General features: G+C 48.8%; 14 protein-coding genes and 1 pseudogene. All 15 read left to right on the top strand.

Annotated elements, in window-relative coordinates; genetic code table 11:
- The first annotated feature begins 10 nt into the window (after positions 1-10).
- The 15 genes and pseudogenes from ACZF99_RS24075 to ACZF99_RS24005 all read left to right on the top strand — a co-directional run bounded on the left by ACZF99_RS24075 (position 11) and on the right by ACZF99_RS24005 (position 26,224).
- Positions 11-772, top strand: coding sequence for a WecB/TagA/CpsF family glycosyltransferase (locus ACZF99_RS24075; protein WP_483607413.1), 762 nt, complete (start codon positions 11-13; stop codon positions 770-772).
- A gap of 112 nt (positions 773-884) precedes the next feature.
- Positions 885-2,006, top strand: coding sequence for a glycosyltransferase family 4 protein (locus ACZF99_RS24070; RefSeq protein WP_483607412.1), 1,122 nt, complete (start codon positions 885-887; stop codon positions 2,004-2,006).
- A 572-nt stretch (positions 2,007-2,578) separates the two neighbouring features.
- Positions 2,579-6,526 (top strand): S-layer homology domain-containing protein, encoded by a 3,948-nt coding sequence (locus ACZF99_RS24065; RefSeq protein ID WP_483607411.1) that lies wholly within the window; start codon positions 2,579-2,581, stop codon positions 6,524-6,526.
- A 137-nt stretch (positions 6,527-6,663) separates the two neighbouring features.
- A complete protein-coding gene (locus ACZF99_RS24060) occupies positions 6,664-7,005 on the top strand; it encodes a hypothetical protein (RefSeq protein ID WP_483607410.1) in 342 nt (113 codons plus the stop codon).
- A gap of 516 nt (positions 7,006-7,521) precedes the next feature.
- The gene (locus tag ACZF99_RS24055; RefSeq protein ID WP_483607409.1) at positions 7,522-10,620 is read left to right on the top strand and encodes an S-layer homology domain-containing protein; all 3,099 of its coding nucleotides are present in this window, start codon (positions 7,522-7,524) and stop codon (positions 10,618-10,620) included.
- Between the two features lie 157 nt (positions 10,621-10,777).
- Positions 10,778-11,217, top strand: a pseudogene (tnpA, locus tag ACZF99_RS24050) (IS200/IS605 family transposase).
- A gap of 451 nt (positions 11,218-11,668) precedes the next feature.
- Complete coding sequence (locus tag ACZF99_RS24045) at positions 11,669-14,191, top strand: hypothetical protein (RefSeq protein ID WP_483607408.1); 2,523 nt, start codon at positions 11,669-11,671, stop codon at positions 14,189-14,191.
- Positions 14,192-14,294: 103 nt separating this feature from the next.
- Complete coding sequence (locus ACZF99_RS24040) at positions 14,295-14,813, top strand: hypothetical protein (protein WP_483607407.1); 519 nt, start codon at positions 14,295-14,297, stop codon at positions 14,811-14,813.
- A gap of 130 nt (positions 14,814-14,943) precedes the next feature.
- Positions 14,944-15,213 (top strand): alpha/beta-type small acid-soluble spore protein, encoded by a 270-nt coding sequence (locus ACZF99_RS24035; RefSeq protein WP_483607406.1) that lies wholly within the window; start codon positions 14,944-14,946, stop codon positions 15,211-15,213.
- Positions 15,214-15,573: 360 nt separating this feature from the next.
- Entirely contained in the window at positions 15,574-16,779 is a 1,206-nt protein-coding gene (gene metK, locus ACZF99_RS24030; RefSeq protein ID WP_483607405.1) for a methionine adenosyltransferase, read from the top strand.
- Positions 16,780-16,964: 185 nt separating this feature from the next.
- The gene (locus ACZF99_RS24025; protein WP_483607404.1) at positions 16,965-20,060 is read left to right on the top strand and encodes a SwmB domain-containing protein; all 3,096 of its coding nucleotides are present in this window, start codon (positions 16,965-16,967) and stop codon (positions 20,058-20,060) included.
- A gap of 378 nt (positions 20,061-20,438) precedes the next feature.
- The gene (locus ACZF99_RS24020) at positions 20,439-23,156 is read left to right on the top strand and encodes a phosphodiester glycosidase family protein (protein ID WP_483612938.1); all 2,718 of its coding nucleotides are present in this window, start codon (positions 20,439-20,441) and stop codon (positions 23,154-23,156) included.
- 48 nt (positions 23,157-23,204) lie between these two features.
- Positions 23,205-24,377: a sensor histidine kinase gene (locus ACZF99_RS24015; protein WP_483607403.1), complete on the top strand. Its 1,173-nt coding sequence runs from the start codon at positions 23,205-23,207 to the stop codon at positions 24,375-24,377.
- Entirely contained in the window at positions 24,370-25,098 is a 729-nt protein-coding gene (locus ACZF99_RS24010) for a response regulator (RefSeq protein ID WP_483607402.1), read from the top strand. The genes ACZF99_RS24015 and ACZF99_RS24010 overlap by 8 nt, the downstream gene beginning before the upstream one ends.
- Positions 25,099-25,804: 706 nt before the next feature.
- Positions 25,805-26,224: a hypothetical protein gene (locus ACZF99_RS24005; protein ID WP_483607401.1), complete on the top strand. Its 420-nt coding sequence runs from the start codon at positions 25,805-25,807 to the stop codon at positions 26,222-26,224.
- The last annotated feature ends 417 nt before the right edge of the window (positions 26,225-26,641 follow it).

Here is a 26,641-nt window from a genome sequence, read left to right as displayed (position 1 = left end):
TGAACAGGTGATGACCAAGATCAAGGAAGGGATCCCGACGGTTTCGGTATTTGGCGTGCCCGTCTGCAAATGGGGAATGAAGGAGACGGTCGCCTATTTGACGGACGCCGTAGCCGACAAGACGCCGCATCATGTGATTACGGCCAATCCGATCATGATGATGGCGGCGATCGAGAACCCGGAATACAAAGCGATGATGCAAACCGCCGAATTGATCGTGCCGGACGGCACAGGCCTGGTCTGGGCCGCGCAAAAAGGCGGCGATCCCGTAACGGAACGGGTGCCGGGCTACGAGCTGCTGCACGAATTGATGAAGCAGGGGGAGCGCCTCGGCTGGAAGGTGTACTTGCTCGGCTCCGCGCCGGACGTGGTGAAGGAAACCGCGCGCCGCTTGGCGCTGCAATATCCCGGAACGACGATCGCGGGATACCGAGACGGCTATTTTGGCCCCGATCAAGATGGGGAGGTCATCGCCGAGATCGCCAAAGCCGCGCCCGATCTGCTGTTTGTCGCCCGGGGGGCGGACACGCAAGAGCCTTGGATCGCCAAATATAAAGACGTCCTGCGCGTCCCCGTCATGATGGGGGTCGGCGGCAGCTTCGACGTCATTTCCGGGCGGACCAAACGGGCTCCCATAGCTTTCCGGAAGCTTCGGCTGGAATGGCTGTACCGGTTGTTGAAGGAGCCTACCCGCTTCCGCAGAATGCTTGCGCTGCCGAAATTCGCCGTGCGCGTGCTGCGGGAGAAAGAAAACCTAACGAAAATGGGCTAAATGCCTCGATTTCCATGAATAACTACGGTTTTTTGCGCAAATACGGGGTTGGTGTTTCTCCATAATCGGAGTATAATCATTCCGGTGCAGAACAATTGGAGGTCGAAATTTAATGTTGATGATTTATATCATCGGGTTCATCGTTTCGCTTGGCTTGGCTTTGGGCCTGACGCCGCTCGTGAAGAAGTTTGCTTTTAAGGTTGGCGCCGTGGACGTACCCAATGCGCGCAAAGTGCATACACGAATTATGCCGAGACTCGGTGGTTTGGGGATTTTCTTATCTTTTGTCATCGCGTTTTTTCTGCTTCTTCCGTTTCTTCCGGACGTCTTCTCGGTACGCGAAGTGAACTTCATCAAAGCTTTCCTGGTCGGCGGAACGATGACCGTGCTGCTGGGCGCCTTGGATGATCGCTTCGATTTGCCGGCCAAACTGAAATTTCTGATTCAAATCGCGACGGCCTGCGTGGTCGTGTTCGCGTTCGATATACGGATTGAATTCGCAAATATTCCGTTCCATACGTATGCCGCAGTGGAGACCTGGATTGCGATTCCGTTCACCATTCTGTGGATCGTCGGCGTGACGAACGCCATTAATCTGATCGACGGATTGGACGGATTGGCCGCGGGTGTCTCCGCCATTGCGATCGGGACGATCGCCGTGATGGCGTTCCTGATGGGCAACGAGATGGTGGCGCTGCTGTGCTTGCTATTGCTTGGCAGCATCATCGGATTTCTGTATTTCAATTTTCACCCGGCCAAAATCTTCATGGGCGACTCGGGCGCCCTGTTCCTCGGCTTCAGCTTGGCGCTGCTGTCGCTGCTTGGCTTCAAGCAGATCGCGATCGTGTCGTTCCTGACGCCGCTGATTCTGATCGGCGTGCCGCTCTCGGACACCCTGTTCGCTATCGTGCGCCGCTGGATGCAGAAGAAGCCGATCTTCTCGCCGGACAAGGGTCACCTGCACCATTGCCTGCGCGAGCTTGGGTTCAGCCACCGCCAGACGGTGCTGATCATTTACGGCATCGCCGCTTTCTTCGGCGTGCTGGCCGTCATCCAATCGTCGGCCGCGATGTACAACGCCAACTGGGTGACGTTCGTCGTCATCTGCGTCATGGTCTTCTTCCTGCAAATCGGCGCCGAGGTCATCGGCTTGATCGGCAAGACGAAGCGCCCCGTGTTGGACTTCCTCGCCCGCCTGCGCATGAAGGTCGGTGCGGAGCGCGGTACGAAGTAACACGGAACAAGGAATTAGAACCAGTACGAATTTATAGCATCCCTACATGTAGGGCAATTATGCAATCCTTAACTTGATAAATGGACAACCTCCGATGGCTTGGTAAAGCCGTCGGTGGTTGTTTTTTTGTAAGCTCGCGCCTGCCGTGCTTCAAAGGTACCCTTAACTAATCTAACGGACAACAGAGCCGTTATTTGCACGGATCGGCGTTGGCTCGGACTCTAACGGACCGAGGAGACCTTATTCCGGCCTACTGTGGTGATTTCGCCTTATTCGGAGTGCAATAAGGCCTCTGCAGTCCGTTAGAGCGGGTAATGTCCGGGAAAGGAACGAATAAGGTCAGTACGGTCCGTTACGTTTGTGATACGAACAGAACATCCGACTCACGCCCCCCGCCGGGAACGGCGGTTTTTTTCGTGTCCCGCGATTTTCATTTGGATTCTTCTTCATGTTTTCCTAAAATCCTTCCATCTTTCGACCGATAACATATGTAAGTGACGTTTTTGGGCAGTCTCTGCCGAACTCTGGCGGGGACAACAACACACACTACACGACAAAGGAGAGATTAATCCATGCAACGCATGAAGAAGCCGTTTATCTGGCTGACTTTGCTGTCCTTGGTTCTTACGTTGCTCCCTGCGGGTTTGATGCCTGTGGCGAAAGCGGCGGATGGTCCTGGACTCAAGCCTACAAGTTATTTTACTCCGGACATTAAAGAACTTCGCAATACGGTTGATCTAACGTTGACACCCGACCCGGATACTACTCCGGAAAACCAAAAGAAACAAATATCAAGAAGTAACGCTTATCATGTTACTGAAGGGCAAATGACGATTGGCGGCACCTTTACGAAGGTGGCGAGTTCCACGCTTGCCGTAAATGTCCAACAACTGAATTGGGATCAGGCGAGTAATAGATGGGTTGAAGATTCGACACGAATTATACCTGGCGTTATTCAACTGGATGTCGATAGCCCGGACAATCGTTTCAAAGCAACATTAACTTTGCACTCCGGCATGAATAAGATCACGTTTTCCGGTTCGCAGGGCTTGAATGACCGTTCCGAATCATTTTACGTGCTCTTTGACAAAGTTCCTTATCTTGAGAAACTTCAAGTATTGGGCGGCGCCGATAAACTCGACCTTAACGAAGGCACACGGGTAGTTGTTCCAAAGGACGAGATCACGCTGGAGGGTCGGGCCCAGAACGCAACAAAGGTAACGGTTTCTGTAAATGGAGGAGCTGCATTAGGGACAACGCTGCTGCAGGATGGAACCTTCTTCTCGCAACAATTGACTATGAACCCGGGCTTGAATGACCTTAAAGTAGTTGTTCAAAACGGTTCTGATACGCTTACTTTTAACTATTCGCTGTATTATTATGATGAGAAGAATCCGATCGTTGCGTTATATTTGTTGGATTCCTCCGGTTACGCACAGGATCTGTTGGGAAGAAATGAGCCCATTTTTACCGAAAATGCGCAACAAGGGAAGTTATTCGCACAGTTATTGATTCCGGATGCCAATAATGCAGCATTCCAGGGATCTGCTGTAGTAAGTTTGGATGGTGAAGTTGTAAACCCTAGCTATTATGAGGGATTCAGCATTGACGCCAGCGGAAAATTAACGACGACGGGCACCAATGAGATCTACATTCCCAGTATCAAACCGAATACGTCCGCTTATCGTCTTGTTACTTTCCAGATCGACCCGTTGAACTTCACATTGGGAACAGATTCCAATCCTGTGCAAGATCAAAACCATCCTCTGTCGATCACTTACGGAACAAAGACGATCAACAAAAGCGTTGATTTTCAGTATATGCAGGGTCAGACTGTGATCACCGATTTGAAATATCTGAACGGTTACGACGGGGGCGACAGTATTCCTACCGGTGAACCGCTGAACGGCGCAAAGGTAAACTCCAGCGATTTTTATATCAAGGTCACCACGAATAGTAAGCCGGACAATGCCGCGACCGGGCTTAAGGCTACCTATCTGCCGCTGGCTACTCAAAAAATTTCATATACATTGGTCAAAGAAATCTCCGATACGCAGTATATTTATAAAATCACCGGGTTTCAGAACGGCAATCAGACGGTTCGCTTTAGTTATGGCAACTCTACGGCTTATAAAGATGCGACCATTTCTTTTGCCTCCAAGAATTATATTTATATAGCTAATCTTACGGATGGGCAGACCTATCCCATCGATTCGGGCGGCAGTAAGGAATTGACGGTCAGAGGGCAGTATGTGGATTTCGACACTTTGGCTAGCGAATACTTTATTGCGGAGGTATTTGCCAACGGGTTGAAAGTGAAATCGACCGACCCGGCGGCAAATCTGGAGCCCGCATGGCTTAAAACAGACGGCAACTTTGAAATTAAGCTTAAAATATCTATTGAAGAGGGCCCTTTAGTTTATGGGGAAAATCGTATTATCTTTACGGGTACCGGCAAGGATGATAAGGGTCAGACCCGGGAAGTAAGAAAAGAACTGCGGATTTATATCGTCGATAATAATGTTTCTACAATTACTAATTTTCAGCCAGCTGTGGGCAGGGACCGGCCTGATTTCCCACCGAGGGATTTTGGTTCAAATGATCCGCAATTGGCTACGATTTTTAATTTAACGCCGGATTTTATATATAAAGACAAGGTTTATACTACCAGCTTAAAAACATACGATTTGGTGCTTAGAGGTTCCGGAGCGGTCAAAATGAACCTGAATATGGGGACCAAGAATATTTTGAGCGTGGATCTACCGGCTACTTCGACAGAAAAGGAAGAGGTTACATTTGCCGGCGAGAGATACAGTTATGACTTTGCCGGTAATAGAAATGACTTTATTATGCGGATCCACGACATCACTAATGAAGCTCCAGGCACCTATGTCTACACGCTGGAACTAATTAATGAGACTGGCGCCAAAACGAGCCAGCGGCTGGAATTGGTCAGAGAAGTGAATTCTTACCGAATCATCGCGCCTCAGCCAACAGTAGGCAATCAAATTGTGGTGAACAAGAACTTTGTTCATTTTGATATTGAAGCTGAAGGAGCTACGGAAGTTACAATCGATAAAGAGAAGGCCGTCAAACGCCCTGATCTGGGAGAAAACCGGTTTGTACTCGATTATGTCGGATTGAAGCAAGATAAATCCAATAAGATCAAAATAGAAATTGTACAAGGCGGTACAAAAAATACGGATACGCTTGAGGTGTTCTACACCGGAGTTGTTGGGATTGACGCACAGTTTATGGCACCTAAAGTTGCCACCAAATACAGCGCCTTTAATAAAGCGCTCGAGCTAAATTTTCCAAAGGGTACAGTAATGCAGAGTACGGATACGAAAGGAATAACCAAGTATTATCCGGATACCAAATTGCTGTTTGGTATTGCAGAGCCGAACACGGGCATTGTGGAGCGGCGAAATGATTACGGCAATATTATCGGCTTCCCAGGTACAGGTGAGGACAGCGGGATCCCGTCTTGGACGATTCCGGACGAGTATCTTCTGAATTTCAGCTCCAATTTCGATACCAGAAACTTCACTCGAGTGTCCAATGTATATTGGATTAGCGGCGGGTTGGGAGAGCAAGGCGACAGAAACTCAGCCGGTTATAAAGCGGCAACCAACGGCTTGGCACCTTATTCGGTAGAGGCCCTTTACGGAAATCCGGAAATTCCTGCAGAACGGAAAATCACGCCTTCCAGTCGCGGCACATTAACACTTCGTTTCGACCCGAATGTGGTGGAAGAGGCGGGAACGACCATTACCGTTTTCCGCTACACCCCTAATAGGAAATGGGTGAATATTGGCGGTGCAGTAAATTCAAAGAACAATACGATTACAGTTCCATTCGATGAATTTGGTTATTTTACTGTAATGAAAATGCGTCGAGGTTATGATGATATAACAAATCATCAATGGGCGCGTAATATCTTGAACGCCCTGTATGCCAAAGGGATTATGAATAACGTCCGCTTTGAACAATTCGGGGCCGATGATCAAACTTCGAGAGGCGAGTTTGCAACTTTGCTTGTCAAAGGGTTGAACTTACCGCTGAATTATGATGATAATCCGACCTTTGTGGAACTTGTTCCGGGAGCCAGTTCTCCAACATGGGATTACGCTCATATTGAGACAGCAGCTAGGGCGGGGATCGTAACAGGGTTAAGTGAAGGGGTCTTTGGAGCCGATCAACCTATAACGCGTGAACAGGCTGCAGTGATGGTTGCGCGAGCCCTTCAGTTGAAACTTCCTGTAAATGATCAAAAGCTGAAGGATTCGCTTGCCAAATCGTTCCTGGATGCGAGCCAGATTGAAGCATACGCCGGGCCTGCCGTTCAAGCTGTTTATAAAGCGAAAATTATGGCCGGACTTCCCGTTACTCAAGCGGGAAACAAGAAGGTGTCATACAACTTCAATCCAAAAGCGAACATGACACGAGCCGAAGCGGGCAAGATCGCCGTGGAGCTGCTTAAAAAGAGCACGGATCTATTTCCTAAAAACCTGAGCTAGTCAAGGGAGAACCTGTCCATAAGAAAAGTAAATGGGCAGGTTCTTTTTTTTCCAATTACATCTTTTTGTAATTTCATGAGCTTTAAGTTAAAATAGGCAGAGTAATAGACAATACGCAAAAGGGTGAACTTGAACAGATGAAACCGATTTTATCTAAACCGCAGTTGGCTTATTCCAAAGCGAAGCGCAAATTTGAGGATAAATCCAAAGTTTTAGAAAAGCGCATTGAAGAAACTGCAAAGCTGCAAGAAGTAACCCAGGAAGTGATGGAAGGGCTTGTTATTGAAACCGGCTTCCATGATGCCTTCACCGAGCTGCGCGCAGCCGAGAACGAATTGATCGAGTGGTCTCATATCACCATGAAGCATGAGAAGACATACAAGGACAACAAGCAAGCGATCGATGACATGTATGAGAAACTGAATACCGATCCGCAAATGCGGACTCGCATTATCCAATTGGCCATGAGAGTAAGATAAATCCGGATCCGGAGGCCTTTTGGTACGTGATGACTTATAAGGCGTCCCAATTAGGACGTCTTATTTGTCGTGCACGCACATACAATGGAGATAGCGTGAAAATGGGAAAAGTTGCTTAATGACTGACATATTCCGGCATGATATACTAATTTCCGTCAGGAGGTAAGGAAGTCAAAAAGGTGAAACTGAGGGGAATCTTAGAAAAAGTTACAATCTCGCAATTTTTTTTGAAACCCCCGCAACTTTTTGAAACCTGCTGCGTTTAAGTTGTAGAGCATTGACAATGGCGACCAATTTAGACATGGCAAGGTCTCCCTCATAGGGAAACTTGTCTATCTATTAGAAAAATTAGCTTTACGGCGCTTGGGACTCATTGTATAATGTTTAGGTAGGATTAGGAAACTAGTCTATTTCTACATTCTATCAAATGAATTTGGTTACAAGTTTCTGCAGTTTAGCTGCAGACCTAATTTATAGGAAACTTGCTCAAGCTCTGGAAAGGGGGTGCAATGGCTAATGAGTAATGCGAGCTATTCATTTAAAGAAAATTCTCATGTGATAGTTAATCAAGGAGGAGAAAAAAAGGTTATGAAGAAAATTTTGTCCGTAGCTTTGTCTACAGCAATGGCATTCTCCATGTTTGCTTCCGTAGCATTCGGTGCAGATGCCAAACTGACTCCAGAGCAACAATTTAACGCTCTGAAAGAAGCAGGTATCATGAATGGCTTCCCGGACGGCCTGTCCCACTTGGAAAGAACGTTGACTCGCGCTGAACTGGCGAAAATCATCGTTAACTCCTTGAGCTTGGAACCGGTAACTGGCGTAGCTACTTACAAGGATAAAGGTTACAGCGCTAATCACTGGGCTGCTCCTTATATCGAAGCTGCAACTCAAGCTGGTATTCTTCAAGGTAAAGATACAGTTAAAGGCTTGTTCGATCCTTCGGGCAACGTAACTGTACAAGAGTTGGCTAAAGTTCTGGTAACGGCTCTGAAACTGGATGTTCCTGCTGACGCTAACAACACGGCATCCGCATGGGCTAAAGGTTATGTAGCCGCAGCTGTCGAAAAAGGATTGATTCCTGACGGCGTCAACTACCAAGCAGCAGCTACTCGTTCCCAAGCGGTTGTAGCAGCTTACGCGATCTACGAAGCTAACCAAGTTCCAACTGTTAAATCCTACAAAGTCGTTGATCCGAAGAACGTTGAGTTCACGATGTCCGACGGTGAAGTAGTGAAAGTTGCTTTGGAAACAGCTCTCGAAGCTAACAAAGAAACTGAAGTTAAATTCACTTACCAAGACCGTGAGTACACTCACAAAGTGACTTATGTTACTACTGTGGCTCAAACAGTTCAATCCGTATCGGCAGCTGACCTGAAACAAGTAGTAGTAACATTTGACGGTACTGTGGATGTGGCTTCTGCTGGTCAGAAGGATAACTACAATGTTGATGGCGGTAAGAAGATTGATTCGGTAAAAGTTGCCGAAGACAAAACTTCTGTAACCATCTTGTTGGCAGAGGCAGATTCTGCAACTTTGAGAAATCAAAGAGAAGTTGAGTTGAAAATTAAAAATGTTAAAAATGAAGATGGAACTAAGACTTTTGAGCAAACAGTTAAGTTCGTTCCTTCTGATGTAACTGCTCCTACAATTAAAGAAGTTGTAGGTCTGGGTACTAAAGCATTTAAAGTGAAGTTCAGTGAGCCGATCAAAGGCGGGCAAGCTTCGGTTTCCAGCAATTTTAAAATTGATGGAAAAGCTGTTGGTGCATACATTACGTATTCGTACCCTGATACAGTAATTGTGTCCACTAATTTGACTGAAGGTGCTCATAAGGTGAGCGTAAGTAATGTTGAAGACTTCTCTGGCTTGAAGGTTGCACCAGTAGAAACCGACTTCGAGGTTGTTACAGATACTGCTGCTCCAGAAATTGTTTCTATTAAAGCAAATGATCTTCGTGAAGTTGTTGTAACTTTTAACGAAACGATCAAGAGTGTAGAGAGTGCTTATGCTAATATTTCTTCCCGTAAAGCGACTAGCACTACAATTAGAGACAATGAAGTAACGCTGAAGTTTGAAAACGAGAACGAGCCGTTGAACTATGGCGAGAATACGATCCATCTGACAGGTGTTTCGGATTATAGCGATAACAAAACGGATCGTGAAGCTAAAGTGACTCCTGAACTCGATACAATTCGCCCGACGGTTGTTGGTCAAGAATTGAAAAGCGAAGATGGATTCATTAAGTTGGTAGTAAGCTTCAGTGAATCTCTGGATTCTGAAAAAGCTCAAAATCGTGAGAACTACGTGCTGAAAACTGCTGATGGTAAAGTCGCAGATAAATCAGGCGTAAACTCCGAAGGTAAACCAGTATATCAACCTTTGTACAATGATGAGGATAAAACTGTAACCTTGAACTTGGGCTCTGTTGGAAGTCTTGATGATAACACGGATTACATTGTTTCGATTTCCAATCTGACGGATAGAGCTTATGTTCCAAATACAATTCTCCCTGTAGATGTTAAATTCAACACTAAATCTGTGGCGGTTGCTGGAATTGATCGTGTATGGGTACAACGTGTGAATTCAGTTGAGACGTACATTTTCGTTCAATTTAACAGAAATGTTAAAATTGAGGGAGAAGGTAGTGCACTGGAGCCAGAAAAATATGTATATGGCGGAACTTCTAAACCAGTAACCACTGATAAAGGTGATATCATTGCAATTACTGGTGATACAATTCGTATCACTGCTAAGACTGATGATGTGTTCCTTAATACGAATAATGACCTGAGATACGCCCAATTGGTTATTAGTTATGTGGCTGATTCTGAAGGTAAGTATTTTGTTAATGGAACTAGTGGGTATTCCATTACAAGAGATATCAAAAAGGATGCTGCTGAAATCATTGGTTTCGAAAAGGCTGAAGCAAAATCCCGTAAAGAAGTTAAGCTTTCTGTTAATGGCAAGCTGAGCACAACTAGCAGATTTGACTTTGAGTTGGTAACACCGAGCGGAACTTATACACCTAAGACTGCTGCACTTAGTGGCGACCAAAAGAGCATTACTTTGACTTTTGATGAAGTTATTCCTGCTGACGCTAATAACACTCAAATTAGAACTGTTGCTAACGTTGTGTCTCAAGATAGTCTGGGCAACAAATTGTCCTTTGATTACAAAAATGTAATTGACGATATTAGACCTGAGATTTCCTTCGTTGAAGCTACTAAATTTGTCGACTCGGCTACTGGTGTGACATACTATGATCTTAAATTTAGAGCAAATGAGGATATCGCGCTGTCTAATTTCACCACTCCAGAACATGTTGCTACTAACTTGTTCAATGTTAAGTTTAATGAAGTTAAAGCTAAGCCTGTAACTGACAGTGCTCCATTTGTGCAAACAGGTACCAGAGAGTTTGTTGTTAAGTACTATGTGCTTGACCAAGCAGGTGCTCCAAATGGTGAGTTTACAACTGTTAACCTGACAGCTACCTTTGATGGTGCGAAAAATGAAAGCTCCAAAGCTCTTGTAGATACTGGTGTTAATGCAAAACCAGTTGATAAGCACACTACTACAAGATCAGTAACATTTGAAGCTCGCGCTTCGCGTTAATTATTCTTTTGAAAAAGAACGGACTCCACTGAGCGAGTCCGTTCTTTTTTTGTCTAAAAAACCCCCAGTTTGACTGGGGGTTCAGGAAAGCTTAAAGCTATGAGTAAAAATCCCTTGACCTATATGATAAGATAGTAGCCGGTCTGCCAACGGTACAATCAAATCAGGAGGGCAAGGGAATGTACGCTGGAACTGCAAATACCACATTGTATTTGCACCAAGGCATAGACGTCATGTGATCTATGGGAAGTTGAAGCGAGAAATTGGGAAAATCATTCGAGAATTATGTGAGCGTAAAGGTGTGGAAATCCACGAAGCAGAAGCATGTCATCATATCCACATGTTGGTGAGTATCCCGCCAAAGTTGAGCTCATGATCTTCGATAAATTTGCGAATCTGAAGTACCGATACGGAAATCGCCAATTCTGGTGTAGGGGCTACTTTTATGGATACGGAGGGCGGAACCGGAAAGTGATCGCCGAGTACATCCGGAATCAACTAACAGAAGATAAGAATTACGAACAACTCACAATGAAAGAACTGTTCGACCCGTTTACGGGTGAGCCGGTAGGGAAGGGCAAAAAAAAGCCCCATTGAGGGGCAACCCGAGACAGACCGTACGCGGTTGGCTGACTTTCAGTGCGCCTTACTTAGGCGCTTGCTAGTATTATGCCCTTATAGGGCTGGTGGAAGCCAACGGCTAAGCCGGTGTTTATGACAGGGAAGTGTAAGGACGAAAGATGATATGACATATAAGTAAACCTACGGAACAAATTATGTGAAGCTTATTCTCAGCCGCGATCATTGTTTTAAACCACCTGGTCAGATAAAGACCCTTGCTAAAGAAATAATAATACTCTAACAAAGGTCTTTGTCAATATATCAGGCTTAACAAATGACATTAAATTTAGTGGATAACTGTTCACTAGATATTGGGCTAAATTATAATAAAACTGTATTTTCAGCTATTTTTCATGTTCTTCAGCTAAACTTTTTTTGATCTGATGCGTATATAATATAAATGACTAAAAAATAGGAGGATTTCATATTGAGTAAAACAAGAATAGCTGTGGCGTCGTTGGCAGTAGCTACCTTGATTGGCCAAAGTGTCATTGGAATGGCCGATGCTGCAGCCACGAAAACAACACAGTCACATAAGCAAGCGACGGTGAAGAACCTTAATCAATTGCGGGCAGTAAGCATTGGTACCAAAAGTACGGCTAAATTGACGAATGTCAATATTTTGTCTCAGGATGACGGGAACATTTTAACTTATACTTTGACCTATCAAAATAACGGGAGCACGACGTTGTCGTTGCTTGATTATTGGTCCAAAGTTAAAACTAAGTCCGGTACGATGTATAGCGTAAGTGCCATCAGCTCTGATAAAGACAAGACAAAGGTCGTGCCGGGGGCGTCGGTAAGCATCACTTACACTGCGAAAATCGCAAAAGGATTAAAATACAGTGATCTTACTTTCCAAATGATCAAATGGAACTTTAACGTAGCGGGTTACGAACAAGTACTCGGGAGTATCAGTATTCCTTCTTCCTACACGGTGGCAACCCCGATTAATACGACACGGAAATTGACGTTTGCAGATAATACGGTTAACGCCAAGGTTACCTCGGTGAGTGTCATTGGTTTAGGGGACCATAATTATGTTCATGTAGCCTTGCAGTTACATAATGCGGGTTCAAAAATACTGGAAAATCCGAATTTGAAATATGTACTTCAAACAGCCAGCGGTACACCTTTTGGTTTAACTGCCGATGCTGCCAGCGTCAATTTAAAAATTATGCCTCAAGAGATCGCAACGCTAAATTTGATCGCCAAAATGCCAAAGACCGTAAATACCGGGAATTTGCAGCTTTTGGTAGTGCAAACCGATGAGGCCGCCAAATTGGACCTTCCAATCGCGACGATGGATTTGGCCACCAAAGCCGGACAGAAGTCTATTACTGCCGCGAACAAGGAAAAAGTACTAAAAGTCAACAACCATTCTATCGCTACCAGGATTGAAAGCATATCACGTAATCAAAGTTATGGACAGAGCAGTTTATCGATTCAATTTGTATTCACCAATAAGGGGAATCAATCGGTGACTTTACCGAATTATAGCTTCGAAATACAGTCCGGTTCCAAGTCATATTCGTTAACGGCTAACGGCATGGAAGGGATTACCTTGGAGCCAGGTGAGGAACAAATTATTACCGTAGATGGAACGGTTCCGATAATTGCCAATTCCGATGACTTGCAATTAGTACTAAAAACTCCCGCAAGCGTTGCCGGTTCGACGGATCCTGCGGGACAGGCGCCTGCCTCAGGCGCTAATTTCCCGATGGCCGCATACAGTTTGCCGCAATATACGGAAATGCAGTATGCATTGGGTCAAGAAAAAACGATCAAAAATAACGACGGCACCTTTGGTGTCACATTGGATGCTGTTCAAAAACTCCCTTGGAATGACGGGAACTTGCTAGCAACCAAAATTACGATCGAAAATAAAGGCAACAAAGCCGCAAAGTTGCCTGAACTGGTAGGGGAATACAAGATGGACTTGACTTCGCTGAAAGAAGGAGTTCAGGTCGTAAATAACAATACCACCTCAATTCTCGGGGTTGGGGAAAAGAGCAGCGTCTACGTAGTTGCCAATGTCCCGTCCAGCCTGAGTTTCTCGCAATTGCAAATTCAGTTGCTTGAGAAAACCGGCACGGACAAAACCAGCAATTGGGTGATGTTCTCAAACTACGGAAAAACCAGTGACTTTAATGTGATTAAAGACGGATCTTTCCTTAACCTGGAAACAGCAGGGAGAAAATCAGATTTGCAGACCCGCAAAACATATATGTATAAAGGCAGCAGCAATGATATCATTTATACGGAATTGATTATGAAAAACCGGGAAAACAAGCAAACAAATCTTTCTCGGCTTACAGGTTATTTCCTGACAGATCAAGGACTGTATTACAAGGCAGACGTGAATCAGGTCAATCGTACTGTCGGGCCGGACTCGGCAAGCATAGTTTCCTTCTCGGCCAAAGTGCCGAAAGGAACCGTCGTCTCGAACTGGAACCTTGTTGTGGGTGAAAGCATTACGGAGAACAAGTTTACGGAAGCGGAAGGAAAACCTACCGGTTATGTCAATGCATCGGCCATGGAATTGAATCTGCAAACCAGAGATATCAAGAGCACGTTGAAAGATGTAGAACTCTTCCCGTATACTTTGTCTGTTAATGAAATTAAAGGTCATACGACTTCTTCCGGTTTGGAAATTAAATTGAAGTATGATTTAAAACGGGATTTGGCCTTTGAGATGGGTGAATTCCAGCATAAGTTTGTACTTGAAGTGGTTGATTCGAGTGGAGCCAGATTCGAGAAAGAAATCGAACTGGAGAAAGACTTTATAATTGGCGGCAATCAAACATATTCCTATGTCATTAGCGATCCTATTTTTGCGGCGTCCAGAACTGGTGGTTTCCAATTCTCAATTTATGATTCCTACCAAGGCGAGAAAGTAAAAATCGCAACACAAACTGCCTATTACGATAATGCTTCATTGTACAACTAAATCAAATGGCCAAACAAGCCCCAATCCCCTCCGGATTTGGGCTTGTTTCACTCTACCAAAACCTCTATCATAGACTGTAACAGACTCATAGAGGAGGAACATAATGAAGACGGGTTGGAAAATTGCAACGGCCGTAGTATGGATTGGCGGCAGTGTTTGGGCAGGATCGCTGTTAAATATGCAAGCGGAAGGCGCGGGTACGACGCCAGGGACGGCGGATGATCCGGTGGTTACGAAGAGCTACGTGGATCAGGCGATCCAGCAGGCCATAGGTGGCGGGGGAGGTTCGAGCACGCCAAGCCCCCCAAGCGCGCCTTCAACTGGCGGTTCTGGCGGCGGTTCGAGCGAAGAGGGGATCAAAATCGTCGAGGTGAAGCCGGGGAAGATTCTCGTTGCCGCTGCGGGGGCGGAGTTTATCGTCCGCTCCGGGAAGGCTGTGATTTATAGCGCCGACTCCAATGGGGTTGCGGATCTCACCGACGGGAAGGATATTGCCAACGGCGGTGCCGTGGCCAATAACCACTTGTTGTCTTTTCCAAGAGAAGGTCGGGGCATTCAAGTGCAGGACGGGAGTACGCATAATTTAACCGTGATGGTCCGGGGCGGATATCAAATCAAATAATCCGTTTCATTCGCTTACGCTTGCGGATTGGCATGATTGGGCAGGGCAGACAAACATTCCTGAGGGTAGTGGAGCAAGACGGATGCCATACTACCTCTTGAAACCAACTTTTCAGGAGGTGTCTGGAATCATGGCAAGAAGCAATCGGAAGATCGTACCGGAAAGCCGTCAGGTGTTGCAGCAATGGAAATACGAAATCGCCGCTGAGTTTGGTTTGCCTGTAGGTTATGGGGCAACGGGGGCAGCGGATACGGAGTTTGCCGGAGAATTAGGCGCCATGGGCAACGGGCAAAGCAACGGCGGAAGCTGGGGACATCTGACCTCCCGTGAAAACGGCTCCGTTGGCGGTGAAATTACGAAACGCCTGGTTGCTCAAGCTGAACGGAATTTTATCCTCTAAGTTCGAGTTCAAAAAGACAGGTTTTCAGGACCGAGAAGGTTGGATGAAGCTAGGGACTGAGTAGCAGAGCGTAGATAGATCTACGTGAGCAACGGAAGGCCCGGCTGAATTCAAGATTCGACGTCGAATCCATCTCACTTGCTATGCTTCGTCATGGAAAGATGACTTTTTGAACAACCTATATAAATTATTCTACAAAAACATGAATTATTTTGACATGACTTGGCAAATGCGATACTATTTCCATTAAGGATGTTAATCCAACCTTTTCCGATTTGGGAAAGGTTCATTTTTTGAGTGGGCTTTATATTGTATTGGATAGACAGGCCGTAGCCATACTATCCATGGGAGGTTGAATCTATGTCCGTACAAGGGCGACACTTATTTACTTCCGAATCTGTGACCGAAGGGCACCCGGATAAAATTTGCGACCAAATTTCCGATGCGGTGCTGGATGCCTTCTTGGCGAATGACCCCTATGCTCGGGTTGCTTGTGAAGTTTCGGTAGCCACGGGACTGGTACTTGTGATTGGGGAGATCAGTACGAAGTCCGAGTATGTCGATATTCCGGCGATCGTCCGCAAGACGGTCAAGGAGATCGGTTATACGCGTGCCAAATATGGTTTTGACTACAATACCTGCGCGGTGCTGACTTCGTTGAACGAACAGTCGGCCGACATTGCTCAAGGCGTAAACGCAGCTCTGGAAAGTCGCGATCCGGCTCAGGTCGATAGAGAGACCGAAAATATTGGGGCCGGCGACCAGGGCTTGATGTTTGGTTTTGCCACGAATGAGACTCCGGAACTGATGCCGCTTCCGATTGCTCTTTCGCACCGGATCGCACGCCGCCTGTCCGAAGTGCGCAAGGACGGAACGCTGGACTATCTGCGTCCTGACGGCAAAACGCAGGTGACGATTGAATATATGGACGGCAAGCCGAAACGTGTGGACACAATCGTCGTATCCACGCAGCATGCCGAGGAAATCACTTTGGAGCAAATCCAAAGGGATATTAAGGAACAGGTCATTCTTCCCGTCGTTCCGGCTGAGCTGCTGGACGGGGATACGAAATATTTTATTAACCCGACGGGCCGATTTGTCATTGGCGGACCTCAAGGGGATGCCGGTTTGACCGGACGTAAAATCATCGTCGATACGTATGGCGGTTATGCCCGTCATGGCGGTGGCGCCTTCTCCGGTAAAGACCCGACGAAAGTGGACCGCTCCGCGGCCTACGCTGCTCGCTACGTAGCAAAAAACCTGGTAGCCGCAGGGCTGGCCGACAAAGTGGAAATCCAGTTGGCTTACGCCATCGGCGTGGCGACTCCGGTTTCCATCAACGTCGACACGTACGGGACCGGAAAAGTAGCGGAAGAAAAGCTGGTGGAACTCGTTCGCCAGAACTTCGACCTTCGCCCGGCCGGTATTATCCGCATGCTGGATCTGCGCCGGCCGATTTACCAGCAAACCGCCGCATACGGGCATTTCGGCCGTACGGACATCGACCTGCCATGGGAAAGAGTGGACAAGGCCGAGGCGTTGAAGGCGCAAGCCGGATTAAATTAGGATATAATCTGGAGATTCAAAAATAACGGATGCCGTTTCCAAAATGGAAAGGGCGTCCGTTTTTTAGTCAATATGAAGAACCTACTAAACTTAAAGGATAAAATTGCCGTTAATATACATAGGTGTGTGATCGATTCGAGCGAATATTGCCATAGATTAGTTTATCAGAGAGGGGATTACGGAATATGAAAAGAAACATCTCTATTTGGCTGGCTGTACTGCTTATTTTTTGTATTCTGCTTGAACCGGCAACGATTACAGTTGCGTCCGCTTCGGCTCAAGCCACGATAAATGAGAGCTCCAAAGCAAACGGGGAGACGTCGAGGTCATCAAGTTTAAGTGGAAATGGTCATGAGGTATGGACTGGCCGAGTGGCAGCACTCTCAGCAACACAGGCCACCTACCCGACCAGAGAATCCTTAAGTCCATCCGCTGAAAGCACGAATGTGAATGTCAACGCCGATCTGGTTATTACGTTTGACCGTAATGTTGCTTTGAATTCCAGATATGGCGATGGAATCAGCTTGAGAAAATACAGCAATGATTCCTATGTTTCTATTAATGTCAAGGCAAATGGTCGCCAAGTAATTATCTCGCCGAATGGCCCATTGGAATCCGGCACCAGATACTATGTTGAGATAAGCCGTAATGCTATAGGGGATGCGATTAATCCAACGGTTTATACATTTGCCGGATTAAGCAGGCAGGAATGGAGTTTCCAGACCGCCTCGTACGATAAAACCGCCCCGGTTTTGCAGGACGTTACGATGTACAACAATATGACTATACGTCTGAAATACGATGAGCAACTCAATTCGGATTACAATATCCCGATCTCTTATTTCACGGTGTCGGTGAATGGAGATACGCGCCGAATCAGTAATGCCTATGCTTCGGGAGAAAGCGTATATGTAGTACTGGAAGCTGGTGTGGCGGTCGGGCAGAATGTAAGAATTAGTTATAGCGGCACCGGCTACCGGGCTATTCAGGATCTATCGGGGAATGCCGCGGCGGCTTTCTCCGGCAAAGAGGTAACAAACGGTGTTGACTCGGTAATGCCCAAGCCGCGTGACGGGTATATTTCGGGCAGCACTCTGACTTTACATTTCAATGAAAGTTTAAAAACGGTTCCTACCTATGCCTATCAGCAATTCACGGTAACGGCCGACGGTTCGGTCAAAGGGATTGACCGCCTCAGCCATAGCGGATCTACTGTTACACTTTACTTGTCCAGTTCCGTCTCGAACGGCGAAGTGGTCAAGGTATCTTATACTCCGGGTTCTTATCCGCTTAAAAACACCAGGGATATGGATATTTCGGCTTTTAGCGATTTTTTTGTACGGAACTATAACGACACAAGAGCTCCGGTATTAGTCAGCGTTGAGGGTTCGGGCAATAAAATTATTATGAAATACGACGAAGCTCTCCGAACCACGAGCACACCGCCGAAGAGCTATTTCTCGGTACTTGTCAACAATTCGCCAGTCTATGTAAATACGGTGGAGGTTTCGGGGGATCAGGTGACGCTGACCTTGGCCTCGTCTTTTACCAAAGACCAGAATGTTACCCTATCCTACGTCTCCGGTGTGAACGGGATCGCCGATTTAAATGGTAATTTGGCCGGTTATATCAACTTGAAGCAGGTCGTGTACGGAACGGTAGCGGATGACGTCCGGTCGGCTTCGGTGAATGGCGACATCCTGTCGATCGTTTATAAGAAGACGCTGCGAACGGTTTCCAATTTGCCGACGAGCCAGTTCTCCGTGCTGGTGAACCAAACCACGCGCGGTGTTCAATCGGCTTCGGCCAGTGGTGATACTGTTATCCTAAAGCTGACCTCGCCGGTTACGGCAGGGCAAACGGTCGAGTTGACATATTATACGGGTTCAACCCCGCTGTACGACAGCCAGGGCAATATGCTGAGAAGCTTTAACAACATGCCGGTACAGAATATCACAGGCGGCGGTACGGGAGTGGTCGGGGCGACGCCACTGGATTTTCTTAACACGTTTTCGGCTGGGGAATTCGGAACGGACGGATACTTGTTTAACAGCAAGGCGGTGACGTCATCGGCCAGTCAGTCCCGGCGCGGTCAGGTCATTAAAAGATATGTGCTTGATAATACCAAGCTTCTGGAAGCCCTGCAGTTCTTGGACAGCAGTTCCGCTGCCTCAAGGAATCTGGTGTTCGAGATTCCCGCTGCGGAAAAAGCCGGCGAGGTTGTATTTCCTCTCGGCGCGTTGCTTGATTATTACAGCAAGGGCGGAAAGGGAACCATAGCTGTTAAATATAAGGATATCATGTACGAATTGCCTCTTGAGAAAATTCCTTATACGAATATTTCTCGAGCGTTCGGAAATATAAATCTGATTACCGCGTTTCTCAGAGTGGAAATTGAGCCGGTTTCTCAAACGGAATTTTCATCGAAGTATAATGCGGGTATAACCACCACGCCGGTCTCGAATCCCGTTCAAATCTATGTGACGGCGTACAATGGATTGATGTCAGGCAATGCCGTGGATGTAGAGCATACGGGGAAAGTCTACTTTAAAACACCATCGAATCAATCGGCTTACGGTACGGTATTTCTAGCGAAAGTTGATCCTGCTTCCGGTACTATGTTCTATATTCCTTCGAGTAAGACGGGGAGCGGCAGTACCGTTGTATTGAACGGGAAGTTGAGCGGAAATGCTGTGGTAGGACCTGTGCTAGGGTATAGTTATTTTTCCGATATAACCAAGCATTGGGCTAAAAACGACATTAGTGAGTTAGCAAACAGATTAATTATTGGCCCACGTTCTTCGGCCAATTCACAGTTTGATCCGGACAAGAACATTACCCGGGCCGAATTTGCGGAATTCATTGCAAAAGGGCTAGGTCTTCCGGGGGACGAGTCAAGTGCCCGCCGCTTCCCGGACGTCTCCTCCGGAACGACGGCGGCGTATATCGGGGCGGCGGCAAAGGCCGGGATCATCAACGGCAACGCCGACGGCACGTTTAAGCCGAACAGCAACATCACGCGGGAGCAGATGGCGTTGATGATGGTGCGGGCGATGGAATACGCCGGATACGACACGTCGATGAACGGCGCGAGCACCGCGACGTTAACGAAGTTCAAGGACGCGGCCAAGATCCAGTCCAAGGACACCGTGGCCAAAGCCGTGAAGGAAGGCATCATCCAGGGCGTGTCGACGAATACGTTCCAGCCGCAAGGCAGCGCGACGCGCGCACAAGCCGCGGTCATGCTAAAGCGCGTGCTGGATAAGCTGAATTACATTTAATCCACAACTTTTCCCGGCACCGGGGTGTGAACCCTGGTGTCGGGATTCTTTTTTGCACATAAGTTATCCACCAAATCCACAATATCCACAGCATGCAACGTCTCCGGTAGAACGTGGCACCGAAAGTTATCCCTGTTTTCCACAGTTTTTATCCACAATATCCACACGATCCCCATAGCGGTTTCTACGAAGTTCAACGAATCGAACCATTCCTTCAACAATCTTGCTATTTTTCGTAACTTTTCCGCCCGAAAGTAGTCTATTAATAAGAGACTAGCTGAAATTGAAGCACGATAGAAGCACTAATAGATGGGAGAGTTGTCGAACAAAATGGTAGTCAAAAGAGAGGAAAACGGAAGAAATCAAACCGAAGTGGATATGGAAGTCAACGTACATCAAAATTCGAAATGGGCCCACCTGGTGGCAAAGGGCGGCAAACGAATCGCTCTCGCCACCCTGGCGGGATTGATATGGATTCAACCCGTGATTGGCGTAGGGCCGATGGCGGGACCGGCTTTAACTGCGGAAGCGGCGGCGAATCAAACCGTCAAGCTTAGCGAAGAGATGATCACGTCCGGGGCCAAGCTCGTCAAATACCAGTACACCGTGACCCGGTCGGGCAAGCCGGTGAAAGTACTGGCCGACGTGATCGAGGTGGATTTGACGAATCCTTACGTTCAATTGGACGTGATGACCGGCAAAGGGGGACAAGTGACGACAAGACAAAGCGTGGAAGGAATGGCCAAGGAGACCGGCGCCGTTGCCGGCGTGAACGGCGATTTCTTTGCGACCGGCGGCCAGGGCGTCCCGATGGGACCGGCCGTTACGAAAGGCAATGTGGTTACCAGCCCGGCCCAATTGCAGGGGATGTATGCTTTTGCGGTGCGGAATGACGGGACTCCGCTCATCGACCGTTTCGGCTTCAGCGGTACGATAATCGCCGAAGACGGTTCGACGTTCCCGCTCACCGGGATTAACCAGGAATCCTATACGACGGAGCCGGACAAAGCCTACAGCCACGTCAATAATCTATTCATATATACGAGCGCTTGGAAAGCGGAGGAACGTCCGGCTGCCAGCGCGACGACACCAACCGAGGTTCTGGTGCAAGGCGGCGTGATTACGCAAATCTCCATCAAATCGGCGTATCCGGGGCCGGTGCCGGCGGATGGATTTATTTTGCGTGCGCATGGTACGGCGGCCGATTATGTGGCTACGCACCTGCAAGTGGGGCAGCGCGTCGATGCGACCTATGAGCTGCGCTCCTTGACGGACGGGCAAATCCTAAACCCGGCGGATCTGAAAATGATGATCGGCGGACACACGCTCCTGGTCGATCAGGGCAAAGCGTCGGCGTTCACCCGGTCGATTACGTCCATCAGCGGCGGCAGCGCGGTGGCGCGGACCGCAGTGGGTTATTCCAAGGACGGTAAAACGGCTTATATCATTACTGCCGAGAAAAACAGCAACAGCACCGGCCTCACCCTGAAGGAGCTGCAGGGCTTCATGACGGGGATCGGCGTCTGGAAAGGCATGAACCTGGACGGCGGCGGCTCCACGACGATGGTGACGCGTCCGCTGGCGGAAACGTCGGCGCAGTTGACCTTTACGACGTCTAATGGGTCGGCGGGGCAGCGCGCGGTCGCCAACGGGCTTGGCGTGTTTACGAATGCGCCGCAAGGCACATTGCTCGGCCTCAAGGTCAGCGGCGCTTCGACATTGTTTATCGGGCAAACCGTGCCGTACACATTGAAAGGATACGATACGTATTACAACCCGATCGACACAAGCGGCATTCAAGCTTCCTGGCAAGCCAGCAACGGCAACGTGGTATGGACCGACGGCGGCTTTAAAGGCGTGAAGGCGGGGACGGCGAAAATCACGGCCTCCAGCGGCCAAGCGAAAACCAGCATGGACGTGAAGGTGCTGGGCGGCACCGACCTGGAAAGCATGACGGCGGGCACGACATTTGCGCCGCTGCAAGCGGGGACCAGCGTCACAGTGGCCGTGACCGCGAAGCTGAAGGACGGGCGCACCGTCGACGTACCGGCGGAATCGGTCAAATGGACGTTCAGCGGCATGAAAGCCAGCGTACAAGGCGGCGTCCTAACGGTTCAGTCCGTCAACAACGGCGCGAAGTTCGCGTACGCAACGCCATCCTATGACGGTTTTACCGGAACTCCGGTTGTCCTGTCGGCTTCGACGGAATCGATCTGGGAAAGCTTCGAAAATATCGCCTACCCGATCTCCTTCACCGGCTTGCCGGCTGAAGCGAAAGGAGCGGTTGCCATTGTGCAAGGCGACGGCGAACGCGCCAACTCCAAAGTGCTGAAGCTCGACTACGATCTGACCGGCGGCAGCGGCAGCAAGTTTGCTTACGCTCAAATCAACGGCACGAGCGGCAAAGCGATTCCGGACAACGCGACGACCTTGACGATCGACGTGTTGGGCGATGCCAGTCTGAACTGGGTACGGGCCGAGTTGTCCGACGCCGATGGCAAGCCGGTCTACATCGACTTGGCGCGTCCGATGGACTTCACCGGCTGGAAGACGCTCACGGCCGATCTGACGGCGAGCAACATCAAGTTCCCGGCCAAGCTGAAGCGGCTGTACGTCGTCAACGTGGAGGAAGGCCAGGACGAACGGGCGCTGACGGGCAGCGTATCTTTTGACAACGTGCGGTTTACGGCTCCTGCGGCCGGCGGCGGCAACTCCGAATTCCCGAGCGCGAAGGCCGTGATGGTATTGGACCAGAAGTCGATGACGGTGAACGGGCAGAAGAAAAACCTGGAGGTTGCGCCGCTGCTTAAAGACAACACGACCTATGTGCCGATCAAGTACGTGCTGGACGTGTTTGGCGGGAACGCCGTTTGGAACGGCGCGGCCAAGAAAATCACCGTGACCCGCGGAGCAACGGTGTTGGAGCTGAGCGTCGGGCAGAAGGCATTTTTGCTTAACGGGGTTTCTTCCAAAGCCGAAGTGTCGCCGATTATCGTGAATAACAGGACTTTAGTCCCATTACGTTTGGTCTCCGAACAGCTGGGAATTGGCGTAAATTGGGAGAAGAAAACCAAATCCATTACCCTTGAATCATGATATGATTAGTCTGGGACTATACGGACTAAGAAACGGAGAAGGTTTAGCGTGGATTTTCAAGCGGATGCCATAGATCGCGTTATTAATAATGCAGTAAACGTGTTGGAAAATAGCAAGCTGCAGATTCTGGAAATACTGGATTCGGCCCGCAATGAGCTGAAGACGCTCAGCAACGAGCTGCAGAATGTCATGAAGGAAACGGCGGAAACGGTGGAGAAGGTCGACCAGCTTGAGGTGAACTACCGGAAATCCCGCATCCGGCTGACGGAAGTCAGCCGGGACTTCGTGCGTTACAACGAAGAGGACATTAAGCAGGCTTATGAAAAAGCAACCCAACTCCAGCTCGATCTGCTCATCTACCGTGAGAAGGAAATGTATCTGAAGGCCCGCCGCGACGAGCTGCAGAAGCGCGCGCGCAATGTGGAGAAGTCGGTGGAGCGTGCCGAGACGATCAGTTCGCAGATGAGCGTCGTGCTGGAGTATTTTTCCGGCGAGTTAGGACAAGTGACCCGGATATTGGAATCCGCGAAGAACCGTCAGTTGATCGGATTGAAGATTATTTTGGCCCAGGAAGAGGAACGAAAGCGCATCTCCCGGGAGATTCACGACGGTCCTGCCCAACTGCTGGCCAATCTAGTGCTAAGGACGGAAATTGTAGAAAGAATGCTTGCTAAGCAGGAATTTAAGCTGGTCCAGGACGAAATAGTAGATTTGAAAGCACAAGTCCGCTCGAGTCTGGAAGAGATGCGGAAGGTGATTTTCAACCTGCGCCCGATGGCGTTGGACGATCTGGGATTGATTCCGACGCTGCGCAAGTATGTGCATGACTATGAAGAGAAAACGAAAATCAGGGCGACCTTCGAAACCCGGGGCAAGGAGCACCGGATGTCCTCGCCGATGGAGGCGGCGATTTTCCGACTGGTTCAAGAAGCGTTGACCAATGCGGCGAAGCATGCTTTTCCGACTTATGTGGGCGTCGAAATTACGTATCAGGCGCAGATGATCCGCATCGTGGTGACGGACAACGGGCTGGGCTTCAAGGTGGAGCAATTGGAGCAGAAGACGAAAGAGCATACGCACTTTGGATTAATCGGCATGCGGGAGAGAGTGGAGCTGCTCGAAGGCCGGATGGAAATCGAATCGGCGGCCAATTTGGGCACGAAAATCATTATTCACATCCCAACCAACACAGATAAGAGAAAGGAGTACCAGGATGGATAGTCTTATTAGCGGAACCAAACAAGTGATTAAAGTTCTCTTGGCTGACGATCATCAGTTATTTCGCGAGGGTCTGAAGCGGATTTTGAATATGGAGGAAGATATCGAGGTTGTTGGCGAATGCGGGGACGGTACTCAGGTGCTGGAAAGCTGCCTGCAGCTTCAACCGGAGATCGTGCTGATGGACATCAACATGCCGCTTCTTAACGGTGTGGACGCTACGGCCGAGCTGCGTGAGGCGCTGCCCGATGTGAAGGTCATTATTTTATCGATTCATGACGATGAAAGTTATGTGTTTGAGACGCTGCGCAAAGGCGCTACGGGTTATCTGCTTAAGGACATGGAGGCGGAATCCCTGATCAACGCGATCCGGACGGTTGCGGAGGGCAATGCTTTCATCCATCCGAAGGTGACGGGCAAATTGATCCAGCAGTTGCGCCGGATGGAATATTTGAGCGAGACCGGAGCAATTGCCGAGGATACCGCGATCCGCGAAGCGGGCGTGAAATTCGTGGCCGGCGACGACAACCCGCTGACCCGCCGCGAAGCCGAGGTGCTCCGCTTGATGGCGGAAGGCCGCAGCAACAAGATGATCGGCGAGCATTTGTTTATCAGCGAGAAGACGGTCAAGAACCATGTCAGCAGCATTTTGCAAAAAATGGACGTGGACGATCGGACTCAAGCGGTCATTAATGCGATTAAGTTTGGCTGGGTGACCCTGTAAGGAGACCAGGCCGGTAAACGTCAGCGTTCCCGCGGGTGGTAAGAGTCGTGCGGGAATCGGGGTGGACGAACTTTTTTTTGACCGTGTTTACCATTTTATGCTGGTTATTGAAAAGTGAGGCGGGTGTCTCGTTTGCGTCCAAAGAGACCCCCCGGAGAACGGCACCAGCCAAATACATAGTTGGCGGAATCCCGGCTCACGCGACCATGTACCTTAAATGGGGTTCCTTCCGTGCGGGCCCAGTAACCGACCTTTGTGCGGCGGCATATATTGTCGCTATAAGGGAGGGTTGAAAAAGTCGGGTTTGGAGCACCGAGAAGCGTATGCTTCCGATGTGCGTTTTTTCAAAACGCTGCAGGTTGGATGAAGCTAGGGAGTGAGTAGCGGAGCGTACGTTTTGGGTACGTGAGCAACGGAGCGACCGGGTGAATTCAAGATTCGACGTCGAAACACCTTCACTGAACTGCATCGTGATCCGAAGATGACTTTTTCAACTACCTCGTTTGAGATGAGGGTTGAAAAAGTCGGTTTGGAGCACCGAGAAGGTTGAATGAAGCTAGGGAGTGAGTAGCGGAGCGTACGTTTTGGGTACGTGAGCAACGGAGCGACCGGGTGAATTCAAGATTCGATGTCGAAACACCTTCACTGAACTGCATCGTGATCCGAAGATGACTTTTTCAACTACCTCTAGTGGGAGGTGGGTATTGTGGTTCCTTATGTTGGCTGGATCCTGCTCAGCTACGGCTTGGCCGCAGCGCTGGTCCATGTGCTTCACGGCCTGGTTCAGCAGGGAAAACGGAAGGATCGCGCGATTCATTATATTTTGGTGACGAGCAATCATGGGAATCAAATGGAATGGTATGTGCGGGCACTCTCGTGGTATGCGCGGCTGCGCGGTTTGCCCTTGAGGGTGACGGTGCTCGATGAGTGCTCGCAGGACGATACGCTGGCGATCATGCGGAAGCTCGAATCGCAAGGCGAAATGGAACTGACGGTGATCGGCTTGGCGGTGGTGCGGCAAGAAGATGTGGAAGCGCATGCGGCTTTACTGGCCGGAGATTCGCCCGTCTGCATCGACCTTCGCATACCGCGGGAGGCGGACAAAATACCCTATGTCCATGTGTAAGCCCCTTTCCGGGACGGCTTGTTCCGGAGCGAATCAACGGCAGCGGATGCAGAAAGGACAAAAGCATATGACCCGGCAGGCGCATAGCGATGCGCAGTGGAAAGTGTGAAGCACACTCTTGATGGCGATAGGCCAAGGAGTGTGCTTTTTTGCGTTTGGTGCGGGGGAGCGGCGGGGGAGATGGTGATGAAGGAGTTAGGGAAATTGGGGGGGCGGATGAAAGGAGGAATGGAATCAAATGGATGAATGGATGAGCAGATAAGCAGAGGAATGGATGGTGGACAAACGGTTAATCGGATGAACTGCTGATGGGGGCCTAGGAGAGAGTCAATAAGTTGAGAATGACCGGATTGGAGTGCAAGAGGGAATGGTGCTGTGGAAGGTTTGATAGAGATAGAGGGAATAGGATTAGGAGTT

This window comes from Paenibacillus sp. JL3B1040 (assembly GCF_057063165.1).
The sequence above is the reverse complement of the archived record's forward strand: the minus strand, read 5'-3'. Positions and strand labels throughout refer to the sequence as shown.